Origin of the sequence: Nocardia sp. NPDC051900 (genome assembly GCF_044452545.1) — a bacterium.
Classification (GTDB): Bacteria; Actinomycetota; Actinomycetes; order Mycobacteriales; family Mycobacteriaceae; genus Nocardia; species Nocardia sichangensis.
Genome location: NZ_JBITBU010000005.1, coordinates 276,457 through 289,216 on the forward strand (window position 1 = coordinate 276,457; position 12,760 = coordinate 289,216).

A 12,760-nucleotide genomic window follows, 5' to 3' on the forward strand; every position below is an offset into this window, starting at 1 on the left:
CTACCTCGCTTCGGCGTTCCCGCTGACGGAACCGCACCCGGTCACACCAGAAGCGAACCGTGTCCCATGGCGCGGAGCATCGACAATAACTCCGAACGGGAACGGGCACCGACCCGGCGTCGGATGCGCGCGACGTGGTGCTCGACCGTCTTCGCCGAAATGTACAGGCGCGCACCGATCTCCCGATAGGTGAGCCCGAGCAGAACCAGCTCGGCCACTTCGCGTTCCCGTTCGCTGAGAATCGCGGCCTGCCGCGGCACCGGCGGCGGGGTGTCGCCGTTGTGCGCGGCCGGGGCCGCCTGCCGAGCCTGCGGCTCCTGCGGACGGGCGTCGGCGCGAACCGTGCGGGCCAGTTTGAGCAGCGCGGTGGCCGTCGCCGAGTCGGGCGCCGCGAGCGCCGCCTCGCTGGCCAGCCGGGCGCCGTCCCAGGTCATGCCGATTTCGGTGAGGGCGGCGACCGCCGCGTGGACCGGCGCGCTGATCACCTGGCCGCGCAGCACCAGCACCCAGGTACGGCCCGCGTCGGCGAGTACGGCGGCGTGCCGGTCACCCGCCTCGGCCGCGGCTTTCAACGCGCGCGCGTGCGGCAGCAGCTCCTCGGGGCTCTCGTGGGCGATCGCGGCCTGCACGCCGTACCAGTGGAAGGCGTTGGACCACGCGGGCGGATCGTCCAAGCGACGCAGCAGCGCCAGCGCGGCGTCCACCAATGGCGCGATCCGTCGTTCGTCGCGCATCCGGATGGCGGCCAGCCATAGTTCGCCGATCGGCAGCAGCGCCAGCAGGTCGGTCTGCACGTCGTCGAAGAGCGGATACGCCGCCTGCCACGCTCGGGCCAGCGCGGTGTGGTCGCCGCTGCGCCGGGCGAGACCGACCGCGACGCCGTGCGCGAGCAGGCGGTCGCGGACGTCGAGCCGATCGTGGTCGAGCGCGGCCACGGTGGCCGCGGCGGCGCGCTCGTCGCCGCCGAGCATCGCCGTCCAAGCCGCGAGCACGTCGAGTTGATGGCAGCGCAGGCCGCTCGCCGTGGCTCGCCGCAACGCGTCCTGGGCGCGGCGGGGCTCGCCGGTGCCGAGCGAGAGCAGCGTGGCGATGGAGGCCGCCGTGCAAGGCAGGAAGCGGTCCACGCCGGCGTCCGCGTGGGCGGCCTGGACCAGCGCCGATACCGCCGCGGCGGTGTTGTTGCCCGGTTCGATGGTGTCCGAGAGCGCGGTCGCGATCAGCCGCGCGTGCGCGCCCGCTTCGGTAGGCGGCCACTTCGTCGCCGAGGAGGACATCTCCCGCGCGCCTGCCACGTCGCCCGCCAGGCACAACACCGTGGCGCCGACGGCCCAGTCCGGGCCGACCCGATGCCCTCCGAGCCAGGTGTACAGCTGCGCCGCGCGACCGACCAGGCCGCGGCGGGTGAGCACCGCCGCGCAGATCCGCACCGCCGTAGCGAGTTCCGCGCCCGTGCTGCCCGACCGCGCCAGCATCGGCTCGGCCAGGCGCATGGCGGTCTCGCCGTCGCCGGTCCTGGCGGCCGCCTCGGCCCAGCGCAGCGCGATCAGATCCAGTTCCGCACCCGCGGCCGCCGCCGCGGCGTAATAGCGAACCGCGTCGCGACCGGCTTGCTCGGCGGCGTCCACGAGGAAGGAGGCGAGCCGCGGATCGCGGACGCCGGACTCGGCCAATTGCAAGGCGGTGCGGTCGCGCAGCAGGCCCGCCTCCAGCCGGGCGCCGAGCAACCGGCGCTCGACCGCGACGAACCTGCGGTCGCCGAGCAGCGTGCGCAGTGGGGCAACGGCGGGTTCCAGCAGCAGGTCGGCGTCGGTCACCAGGGCGCTGGCCCTGGCTCGGTCGATGAGATCCTGCGCGACGGCCTGCTCCACGCCGAGCACCTCGGTGAGCTCGCTGGAATCCAGGCCGGTGCCCGTCGTGGCGACAACCAGGGTCTCCAGCAGGTCGGGCGCGAGGTTGTCCAGCAACCCGCGCGCCCACGCGGCGACGGCCGTGTCGACGGCGGTGATGCCCGCGTCCAGACGCGCCGAGCAGGCGGCTGTCAGCGCGGCCACCACGCCGCCGCGGATACCCGCGGTCTGCACATGAATGTGCTGCGCGACCTGACGCGGCACCATCATGCCCAGTTCTCGGGCGAACGGCGCCATGTCCGCGACGCCCAGCGGGCGCAGGTCGACCACGCGACCACGCCGGGCGACGGCGTCGGCGAGCATCCGCAGCCGCGGGTCGTGCGGGCGCGGCTGCGCGGCGATCACCATCGTTCGATGTCCGGATTCCACTGCGGCGCAGAGGTATTCGAGATCGAGTCGGCCAAGCGTGTGGGCATTGTCGATGATCAGCGCGGGGCGGGCTATGTCGGTCGTCACGCCCGCGGTGCTCGTCGTGTGGTGCACGGGGTGCGCGCCGTTGCGCGCATGCGCGTGCTGGAGCGCGGCGATGTCGTCCTGCAACGGGACGCCGCGGGCGCGCAGACGAGCCCGGATCTCCGCGAGGAGCGTCGACTTGCCGGTCTGGGACCGGCCGCGGATCAGGTAGACCACCGGTTGGTCGTCGGCAGAATCCAGATCGCGGAAGATGTCGCGGGCGCAGGGGAGGGTGTCGAAGGCGGTATCAGCCACCGGAGCCTCCCAGGATCTCTCCGGGAGCGCGCAGCACCGTGCCGAGGGTGTCGCCCAGCCCGCCGGTCGGCAGGCTCGGGGCGGTCGGCGGTGTAGGCCGGGGCTGTTGCTGGGTCGGCGCGGGTGGGATGGTCGGCGCCGGTGCGGGCGCGGGAGCAGGAGACGGCTGTTGGGATTGCGGTTGCGGCGCGGGTTGCTGCGCCGGGGAGTCCACGGCGGGCGCGGGGGCAGGTTGATCGGGATTCTGTTCGCTCTTCACCACGGCCGCGGTCGTGCCCTGAGCTGCGGACGAAGGCGAACCGGCCTGCGGCGCCTCGTTCCTTGCCCGCGGTCGGCCGGTGGCGCTCGCCGAGTCCGTGGCGGCGACACCGGAAGATGCGGATTCCGTGCCCGTCTGCGCGCCCGTCGTCGCGGCGACCTGGACGGCGCCGGTGCCGGACTGCTCGGTCGAGGCGGGGCTGTCCTGGCCGGACTGGATGCTGGTGCCGATCGCGAGCGTGCCGGTCGCCAGCAGGCCGATGGCGGCCGCGATACCGGCTACCACCGCGATGCGCTGCCTGCTGATCAGTGCGCGCCTGCGCGCAGGCGGCTCCTCCGGCAGCGCCGCCAGTCCCGTCGAGGGCAGCGCTCGGGGTTGCGGCACGGTCTCGTCCTCGACCACCGGATCGACCATGGGGAGTTGGTCGGTCTCGGCGGCGAGCAGGTCGGCGGCCAGCAGCGCCGCGCCGCGTGCCGTGGTGTGCTCGGGATCCGGGGCCGCCACGACCGGCAATCCGAACTCGGAGGAGACGAGTTCGGCGACCAACGGTATGGCGCCTCCTCCTCCGGTGAGCAGGACGCGGCCGACGTCGCCGATATCGAGCCCGGCGCGGTGCACCGCGCCGCGGATCAGGTCCATCGCACTCAGCAGCGGTCCGCGCAGCAGGTCTTCCAGTTCACCGCGCACCAGACGCACGGTGCTGCCCTGCGGATCCGCGGGGTCCACACGCACCGGAACAACGGTCGCGGTATTTATGGAAAGCTCTTCTTTCGCTTTCCTGCAGTGCTCGCGCAATGCCGATAATCCGCGTTCCACCATTGGATCGAACGGATCGAAATCCGCGGCGAGCACCGCATTAGCCAGGACATAGCGCATGGTCAGCAGATCGAATTCCGCGCCGGCGACGTCGGTGCTGCGCAACGGTGTGCCGAGTAGGCTGGCGTGCTCGCCGGTACGGACCACCGAGACGGTCGAGCCGGTCGCGCCGAGATCGAAGACGATCACCGCGCCGTCGTCGGCCCTGCCGTGCGCGGCGTCGAGCCAGCGGATCGCGGCGGTGGGCTCCGGCACCAGCGTCACCTCGCCGAGTCCGGCCCGCTCGAGGGCGTCGCGCTGGATGTCGACGGTGTGCCGCGACCACCAAGCCGGGTGGCAGGCGACCGTCGCCTGAACGCCGCTCGGGCCGCTCTCTGCGGCGATCTCGTCGACCAGGCAGCCGATCGAGGTCGCCACCAGGTCGGGGGCGGAATAAGATGAGCCGTCCTCGGCGAGGATGCCGACCGGGTCGCCGACCCTGGCGAGGAAGCCTTCCAGCAGAACGTCGCTGGAATGGCGGCCGGTGGATCCGGCGCCCGCGCCGAGCGTGGGCGCCATGTCCGGCGACAGCCGCAGCACGCTCGGATGCGAGCGTAGGTAGCCGCCGCCGGACCGGCCGAGGCCGTCGTCGCCATCCTCCGTTGCCGCCACGGCGACCGAATTCGACGCTCCGACACTGATGCCGAGCGCCAGGCGCTGTGTCATTCGAGAACCCCGTTCGAGAAGCTGTCTGTTCCGGTGTCGCTGCTGCATGTCCGAGATCGTGCGCTGGGCGTTGTGGTTGCCGACGCAACCGTTCTGTCGGTTGCTGGCCATCCGCCGTTACTTCGTTAGGGGGACGTTTAGGGAAATTCCCCTAATTTCGCTCCCACCCCTATCCGGCGGCCCCGGCCGGTCATAGGGGTCCGCCCCGTTTCGGCGTAACGCGATGCGCTCCTAGCGTGATTTGCATTCCAACGACTGCGGATCAGCGAGGTCCGCCGGGACTCAGGAGAAGATTCTCATGACACCCAACGCGATTCTGGAGTTCATCCTCGGTCTGCTGCGGAACCAAGAGGCCGCGGTCGCCTACTGCGCCAACCCCACCCAGGCGCTGGCCGCCGCAGGCCTGAGCGCGGTGACGCCGGAGGACATCGCCCTCTGCGCCCCGATGGTCGCCGAGTCGGCTCTGGTCACCGGCGGTTCCCAGTTGCAGTCCATCGTGGCCGCGGGCGCGCAGACCGGCACGGCCGCCGCGATCGGTGCGGCGAGCACCGTGGGCGCGGCGGCGGTGGCGGATGCCGGAGTCGACCTCGGCACCGATCTCGGCGTGGATCTGGGTGCCGGTGCGGGTGGCGGGCTCGACGTCGACCTCGGTGTCGGTACGGGCGTGGACGTGGGTGCCGGACTGAACACCGCGATCGAAACCGGCCTGGAGCTCGGTGCAGGTCTGGGCGCGGGGCTGGCGGCGGGCCTCGAGACCGTGGTGAACGCGGGCGCCGACCTGTCCGCCGCCGTGGGCGGCCTGCTCGGCGCGGGCGCTCAGGTGATCAGCGGTATCGGCGCGGGCCTCGACCTGAACGCCGACGCCCAAGGGCTGGGCGACATCGCCGCCGGCCTGGAGACCGGCCTCTCCACCGGCATAGACGCGGGCGCCGGCCTCGGCGCGGGCCTGGAAGGCGCGGCAGACGCGGCGGTGGGCTTGGGCGCCGGGCTGGAAGGCGCGGTGAACGGGGCAGCGGGACTGGGTGCCGGACTCGGTGCGGGGCTGCAAGGCGCGGTGGACGCCGCAGCTGGTATGACCACGGGCCTGGACGCCGCTTTGGGCGCGGGTGCGCAGGCGGGTACCGGCCTCGGCGGTGTGATCGACGCGACGACCGGTTTGACGACCGGGCTCGGCGCGGGCCTGGGAGGCGCGGTGGACGCGGCAACCGACCTGACCGCGGGTATCGGCGGCAGTGTGCAGGCGGGTGCTGATCTCGCTGCCGGTCTCGGTACGGGTATCGGCGGTGCTGTCGACGCGACGACCGGGCTCGGCGCGGGCCTGGAAACCGCCATCGGTGGCGCGGCGGACATCACGACGGGTGTCGGTGCCGGTCTGGAAGGCGCTGTGCAGGGTGCCACGGACATCTCCGCGGGATTGAACGCGGGCCTGGAAGGTGGTCTGGGCGCGGCGACCGATGTGACCTCGGCCCTGGGTGCCGGTCTCGGGGGCGCTGTCGATGCGACGACCGGCCTCGGCGCGGGTCTGGACAACGCGGTCGGTGGTGCGGTGGACCTCACCACCGGTGTGGGCGCGGGCCTGGAGGGTGGTCTGGACGCGGCGACCGACGTAACCGCGGGGCTCGGCGCGGGTGTCGGGGCAGCTGTCGATGCGACGACCGGTCTCGGCGCGGGCTTGGGCGGCGCGGTTGGTGGTGCGGCTGATGTCGCCGCAGGTCTCGAGGGAGCTGCGGGTGCAGCAACTGATCTGACCACGGGGCTCGGTACCGGTTTCGGCGCGGGCCTGGAGGGTGCCGTTGATGCGACGACCGGTCTCGGTGCGGGTGTGGGGGGAGCTGTCGATGCGTCGGGTGGCTTGGCTACGGGTGTGGATGCGGCGTTGGGTGCCGGCGCAGAGGCGGGTGCAGGTCTGGGCGCTGGGCTGAACGGTGCTGTCGATGCGACGACCGGTCTCGGCGCGGGCTTGGGTGGTGTGGCTGATGTCAGCACGGGTCTGGGGGCGGGCATCGGCGGAGCCGCGAGTGCGGCGACCGATCTGACCGCAGGCCTCGAGAGCGCGATCGGCGGGGTGGCGGATCTCGGTACCGGCGTGGGTACAGACCTCGAGGGGGCCGTTGATACGACGACTGGTCTCGGTGCGGGCATTGGGGGCGCGGTCGATGCCACGACGGGGCTCGGTGCAGGTCTGGAGGGCGCTGCGGGTGCCGCCACGGATCTCAATGCGGGTCTCGGGGGCGCTCTCGACGCGACAACCGGCTTCGGCGCGAACCTCGGAGGCGCTGTGGATGGTTCCGCTGGCGCTGCCACGGACTTGACCGCGGGCGTCGGTGCGGGTCTCGGTGGTGCTGTCGATGCGACGACCGGCTTGGGTGCGAGCCTGGGAGGTGCTGTGGAGGGTTCCGCTGGCGCTGCTACGGATTTGACCGCTGGTGTTGGTGCGGGTCTGGAGGGTGCTGCGGGTGCCGCTACGGGGCTTGGTGAGGGTCTCGGGGGTGCTGTTGATGCGACGACCGGCTTGGGCGCGAATCTTGGAGGCGTTGTGGATGGTTCCGCTGGCGCCGCGACGGGTCTTGGTGCGGGTCTGAACGGTGCTGTCGATGCGTCGAACGGTCTGGGTGCGAATCTCGGGGGCGCCGCGGGTGCGGGTCTGGAGGGCGCGGTGAACGGGGCCGGTGGGGTGACCACCGGTTTGGACGCGGCTCTCGGCAGCGGTGCGCAGGCGGGTGCCGGTCTCGGCGCCGGGGTGTCTACCGGGTTGCACGGGGCGGCCGACGCGGGTGCGCAGATCGGGTCGGGTCTGGAGACCGGGCTTGGAGGCGCGCTCGATGCCACCGGGCAGGCGACGACCGGGCTCACCGGCGGAATCGACACCGCCGCAGAGGGTTCCGGCAACCTGGCCGCCGGACTCGGAAGCAACTTCTCCTCCGCCATCGGTGGTGCCGGAAGCCTCGGTGGTGCCGGAAGCCTCGGAACGCAGGCGACGGCGGGCCTGGAGACCGGACTCGCGACGGGTCTCGGCGCGGCCGTGAACACCGGAGCGGAGCTCGGCGGCGGACTGGACAGCTCCCTGCACACCGGCGGGCAGGCCGGTGCGGGCCTCGGGACCGGTCTGGGCGGGGCGCTCGACGCCGGAGTCCACGGGGCGAGCGGCCTGGAGACGGGCTTGTCCACCGGCCTCGGTGGGGCCCTGTCCACCGGCGTGGGCGGTGGGGCACACGCCGATACCGGCCTTGGAGCCGGGCTGGCCGGTGCCATCGACGGCGGTGCGCAGGCAGATGCGGGGCTGGGTTCGGGGCTTTCGGCTGGGCTCGATGCGGGAGCTCAGGCGGGTGCCGGACTCGCTTCGGGGCTTTCGGCTGGGCTCGATGCGGGAGCTCACGCGGGTGCCGGACTCGCTTCGGGTTTGTCGGCCGGACTGGGCACGGCCGCTGAAGCCGGTGCGGGACTCGGCTCCGGACTTTCCACCGGAATCGAGGGTGCGGCTGGTTCGGGCTTGGAGACCGGCTTGTCGACCGGTCTCGGCGCTGCGGGCAGCGCGGGTGCGGGTCTGTCGAGTGGTCTGGAAGGCGCGTCCAGCGCGGGAGCGCATCTCGGTTCGAGTCTGGACAGCGGTATCGGCGTCGGTTCGCACGCGGCCTCCGGTCTCTCCACCGGAATCGAGGGTGCGGCTGGTTCGGGCTTGGAGACCGGCTTGTCGACCGGTCTCGGCGCTGCGGGCAGCGCGGGTGCGGGTCTGTCGAGTGGTCTGGAAGGCGCGTCCAGCGCGGGAGCGCATCTCGGTTCGAGTCTGGACAGCGGTATCGGCGTCGGTTCGCACGCGGCCTCCGGACTCTCCACGGGTCTCGACGCGACGGGCGGCCTCAGCGGTGCGGCGCACTCGACCGTGAGCGGCGCGGCGGACGCGGGCGCCGGACTGGCGGGCTCCGCCGGCGGCGCGGCGCACGGTGCCGTTGACACGGGTGCGGGTCTCGGCGGCAGCGTCGGCTCGACCGCGCACACCTGGTCCTCGCTGGATGTGTCGAGCGCCTTCGGTTCGGGCTTGGACAGCACCGCGGGCGGCCATGCCGACGCAGGCCTGTTCGGCGACACCCATGCGGGCACGGAGTTGAGCGGTTCGGCGGGCGCCGAGCTGGGTGGCGATACATTCCTGCACTGACAGTTGCCCGGTAATACGGAAAGAGGTCCATACCGCGATGGGGACACCCGCGCCGAACGCCACTCCACCGGCGGTACCGCTGCTGTCGGTACTCGGTGAAACCATCGCGGCGGCCCGTGCCGCGGGCCGCAACGATCTGGTCGGCCGCCTCGAAGTGGCGGCCGACCGGGTCCGCGACCCGCGGCGGCGCATCGTCGTCGCCGGGCAGCTGGACCAGGGCAAGAGCCGTTTCGTCAACGCGCTGCTGAACCTGGACATCTGCCCGGTGGGCGACGACGCCACAACCGCGGTGCCGATGCTGCTCGCGCACGGTCCGGAGCCGCGCGCGGAGCTGGTCCTCGCGGCGCACGGCGACTCCAGCGGCGCGGAGACCAGGGTGGCGGTGCCGATCGCCGAGATCGGTGCGATCGATCAGCGCGCCCCGCTCGCGCAGGGACGTCGGATCGTGCGGCTCGAGGTCCAGATCCCCAACGCGTTGTTGGCCGATGGCATCGTGCTGATCGATACTCCCGGCGTCGGCGGGCACGGCAACGCCCACGCGGCGGGCGTGCTCGGACTGGTGCCCGCCGCGGACGCGGTCCTGGTGCTGTCGGACGCGTCGACCGAACTCACCGAGCCCGAGCTGGCGTTTCTGCGGCAGGTGCGGGAACTGTGCCCGACGGTGGCGCTGCTGCTCACCAAGACCGACCTGTACCCGCACTGGCGCCAGGTGCACGAGGCCGATCTGGGCCATCTCGCGCGGGCCGGCCTCGACGTGCCGATGATCCCGGTGTCGTCGCTGCTGCGCAGCCACGCGATGCGGTTGCAGGACGCGCAGCTGGGCGTCGAATCCGGCTTCGGCGTGCTGTACACCTTCCTGCGCGACCAGGTGGTTGCGCGCGATCAGCTCGCCACCCGCACCGCCGTGGCCCGCGACATCCGCTCCGCGGCTGAGCATCTCGCGCTGGCTCTGGGCAGCGAGCTGGTCGCGGTCCGCGATCCCGCCCAGGGCGCGGCGGCGGTGCGCGAGCTGCAATCCGCCCGTTCCGCGGCGGAGGAACTGCACCGCAGGACCGCCGCCTGGCAGCAGACGCTCGCCGACGGCATCACCGACCTGGCCGGAGACGTCGACCACGACCTGCGCGACCGTCTGCGCAATCTCGCGCGCACCACTGAGGAATGGATCGACGAGCACGATCCGGGCAGGCACTGGGACCGTATCGCCGAACACCTCACCGGCACCGTCGATACCGCGCTCGGCGACAATCTGCTGTGGACCCACGCGCGAGCGATTCAACTCGCCGAGCACGTCGCCGAACACTTCTCCGAACTCGGCGCCGTCGACCTGCCGGACGTGCGCCCCGGCGCAGGCGCCGACACCGGCCGTGCCATCACCGGCACGCTCGCCGATCTGGAACCCGACATCGGTCTCGGCAGCAAACTGCTCGTCGGCATGCGCGGCTCCTACGGCGGCGTGCTCATGGTCGGGCTGGCCACCACCTTCGCCGGGCTCGCCATGCTCAACCCGATCTCGATCGGCGCCGGTTTGATCGTGGGCGGCAAGGCTTTCCGGGACGACAAGCAGGCCAGGCTGGCCAAGCGGCGCAACGAGGCGAAGGCGGCGGTGCGCCGGTTCGTCGACGATGTGGCGTTCCAGGCGGGCAAGGAGTCGAAGGATCGACTGCACCGGATCCACCGCGCGTTGCGCGACCACTACGCGGGCGTCGCCGAACGCAGCCTGCGTTCGATCGACGAGTCGCTGCGGGCCGCGCAGGAGGCGGCGTCCATGGTCGCCACCCGCCGCGCCGAACGCGGTGCGCAACTGGAACAGCAGCTGCGCGTGGTCGCCGAACTGCGCCGATACGCCGATGCCATGCAGAACGCACTACCGATGGGACCCGCCGGTACGGTAACCCCGTGAGACGTGATGGTGGCCCGGTGCCGGGAATCGTCGCCGAGGCGCATCGGCTGGTCGGGGCGGCGCAAGCGGCGCTCGCGGGCGAGCCGCGGCCTCGTGCCCTGCTGGCCGACTGCGCCCGCCGATTGGATCAGCCGCTGCGGGTGGCGCTCGCCGGTTCGATCAAGGCGGGCAAGTCCACACTGCTGAATTCGCTTGTCGGACAGGACATCGCCCCGACCGACGCGACCGAGTGCACCAGGGTCGTGACCTGGTATCGGTACGGCTCCACACCGAGCGTGACGGCGTACGCCCCCGACGGGGCCCGCGCGCATGTCGTGGTTCGCCGTGGCAGCGGGACGCACGGGCTGACCTTCGACCTCGACCGGCTCAACTGGAACGCCCCGGCTCCGCGCGAGGTCGATCATCTCGAAGTCGAGTGGCCCGCCGCGACGCTCGCGCACACCACCATCATCGACACCCCCGGCACGTCGTCGCTGTCGCGCGAGGTGTCGCGGCGCACCGCGCGTCTGCTGACGCCCGGCGCGGACGACGAGCGGTCCGAGCAGAGCGTCGCCATCCCGGGCGCCGACGCGGTGGTCTACCTGCTGCGCCGGCTGGACGCGACGGACGTGCAGTTTCTCGAACGCGTGGGCGCCGGAACCGCCGTGGCCAACGGTGGACCTGGGGCGCCCGGCCCGCTCGGCATCGTCGGCGTGGTCTCGCGGGCCGACGAGATCGGGGCGGGCCGGATCGATGCGCTGCACTCGGCGCGCGACGTCGCCACGCGTTTCGCCGGGGAATTGGAACGGACGGGTCTGTGCCAGGCGGTGATCCCGGTCGCCGGCCTGCTCGCGTTCGCCGCGGCGACGCTGCGTCAGCAGGAGTTCGCGGCTTTCGAGGCGCTGGCGCGGGTCCCGGTCGACGAACTGAGCGCCGCGTTGCTCTCGGCGGACCGTTTCGCGCGCGCCGACGTGCCGCTCCCGGTGCCAGCGGAACTGCGCGCGCAGCTGGCCGAGCGGTTCGGGTTGTTCGGCATCCGGATGGCGGTCACGCTGATCCGGCTCGGCGTGCGCGATTCGGCCACGCTGGCCGCCGAATTGACCAGCCGCAGCGGCGTGGACGAACTGCGCTCGGTGCTCGACGTGCAGTTCGGTCAGCGCGCCGATCAGCTCAAAGCGCATTCCGCGCTGACCGCGCTGGCCCGGGTGCTGACCGCCTATCGAGGCACCCCGGCCGATCGCCTGCTGCCCAGGGTGCGCACCCTGCTCGCGGATGTGCACGGTTTCGCCGAGCTGCGCCTGCTCGGCCGCCTGCGCACCGACGAGCTGGCGCTACCCGCGGACGATCTCGCCGAACTGCACCGCCTCATCGGCGGCTCCGGGATCGCACCCCATCTGCGCCTCGGCCTCCCGTTCGACGCACCGCTCCCCGCGCAGCGGGCCCAAGCGATGGCCGCGGTCCGGAAATGGCGCGCGCGGGCACGTCACCCGCTCGCCGACCAGTTCACCGCCACGGCCTGCCTGACCGCCGCTCGCAGCGCGGAGGGCACCCTGAGCGTGCTGCCGGAATGATCGCCCCGGCGGCGCGGTGACCTGCGGGGACGCCGTATCCACGCCATATAGGGCGGTGTAGTCGACGTGGGCCCGGGTATGCGCCCTGGTAGCGAGAGGAGGTAACGATGAGCCAAGAGGACGTCGTACACGAATTGCTCGTCCGGGCGGGCACGGGATATGCCGAGGAAGCGGGTATCACGCTCGACGACAAACCGGCCGCACTGTTCCAGCTGCTCATGCTTTCCCAGCTGCTCAGTGCCCGCATCTCCGCCGAGATCGCGATCGGGGCCACCCGGGAGCTGATCGGCAGCGGCTATCGGACGCCGCACCGGGTGGCGGACGCCGACTGGCAGGAGCTGGTCGACGCGCTGGGGCGGGGAAACTATCGCCGCTACGACGAGAGCACCGCGACGAGGCTGGGCCACAACGCCACGCGGGTGCTCGACCGCTACCACGGTGATCTGCGCGAGCTGGCGAAGAAGGCGGACAACGACCCGCGGCGCGCGGCCGAACTGCTCCAGGAGTTCGACGGCATCGGCCCCACCGGCGCGGACATCTTCCTGCGCGAGGTCCAGGACACCTGGCCCTGGGTCCAGCCCCATTTCGACGAGCGAGCCCTGCGCGGCGCCAAGCGCGTCCAGTTGCCGGAAGATCCCGACCGGCTGGCGCGCCTTGCGCCGAACCACCACACCGCGGATCTCGCCGCGGCCCTGGTGCGGGTGACACTGGACGAGAAGATCGCCGACGAGGTTCTCGCCGCCGCGCCCTGACCGAGCGCGC

At 72.3% G+C, this 12,760-nt stretch carries 6 protein-coding genes; 4 read left to right on the forward strand and 2 right to left on the reverse strand.

The genetic code is table 11. The features are described 5' to 3' along the window. Positions 1-41 precede the first annotated feature (41 nt). Together ACIA5H_RS10460 and ACIA5H_RS10465 are read right to left on the reverse strand one after the other, a co-directional pair. Positions 42-2,615 carry a LuxR C-terminal-related transcriptional regulator gene (locus ACIA5H_RS10460; RefSeq protein ID WP_397075364.1) on the reverse strand — a complete coding sequence of 858 codons (2,574 nt, stop codon included), beginning with the start codon at positions 2,613-2,615 and terminating at the stop codon, positions 42-44. Then, positions 2,608-4,395: an Hsp70 family protein gene (locus ACIA5H_RS10465; RefSeq protein WP_397075366.1), complete on the reverse strand. Its 1,788-nt coding sequence runs from the start codon at positions 4,393-4,395 to the stop codon at positions 2,608-2,610. The genes ACIA5H_RS10460 and ACIA5H_RS10465 overlap by 8 nt, the downstream gene beginning before the upstream one ends. Positions 4,396-4,693: 298 nt before the next feature. Here ACIA5H_RS10465 and ACIA5H_RS10470 point away from each other — a divergent pair, with 298 nt between their 5' ends. The 4 genes from ACIA5H_RS10470 (at position 4,694) to ACIA5H_RS10485 (ending at position 12,750) form a co-directional block, all read left to right on the forward strand. Then, positions 4,694-8,548: an IniB N-terminal domain-containing protein gene (locus ACIA5H_RS10470; protein ID WP_397075368.1), complete on the forward strand. Its 3,855-nt coding sequence runs from the start codon at positions 4,694-4,696 to the stop codon at positions 8,546-8,548. 37 nt (positions 8,549-8,585) lie between these two features. Beyond that, positions 8,586-10,448: a dynamin family protein gene (locus ACIA5H_RS10475; protein WP_397075370.1), complete on the forward strand. Its 1,863-nt coding sequence runs from the start codon at positions 8,586-8,588 to the stop codon at positions 10,446-10,448. After that, positions 10,445-11,998 (forward strand): dynamin family protein, encoded by a 1,554-nt coding sequence (locus ACIA5H_RS10480; protein ID WP_379249210.1) that lies wholly within the window; start codon positions 10,445-10,447, stop codon positions 11,996-11,998. Before ACIA5H_RS10475 ends, ACIA5H_RS10480 begins: the two co-directional genes overlap by 4 nt. Before the next feature lie 107 nt (positions 11,999-12,105). Next, positions 12,106-12,750, forward strand: coding sequence for an endonuclease (locus ACIA5H_RS10485; protein ID WP_355071483.1), 645 nt, complete (start codon positions 12,106-12,108; stop codon positions 12,748-12,750). The last annotated feature ends 10 nt before the right edge of the window (positions 12,751-12,760 follow it).

Excerpts from the sequence above, each read along its gene's own strand:
- ACIA5H_RS10465 (WP_397075366.1), bottom strand. The coding sequence starts at position 4,395 with ATGACACAGCGCCTGGCGCTCGGCATCAGTGTCGGAGCGTCGAATTCG.
- ACIA5H_RS10470 (WP_397075368.1), top strand. The coding sequence starts at position 4,694 with ATGACACCCAACGCGATTCTGGAGTTCATCCTCGGTCTGCTGCGGAAC.
- ACIA5H_RS10475 (WP_397075370.1), top strand. The coding sequence starts at position 8,586 with ATGGGGACACCCGCGCCGAACGCCACTCCACCGGCGGTACCGCTGCTG.
- ACIA5H_RS10485 (WP_355071483.1), top strand. The coding sequence starts at position 12,106 with ATGAGCCAAGAGGACGTCGTACACGAATTGCTCGTCCGGGCGGGCACG.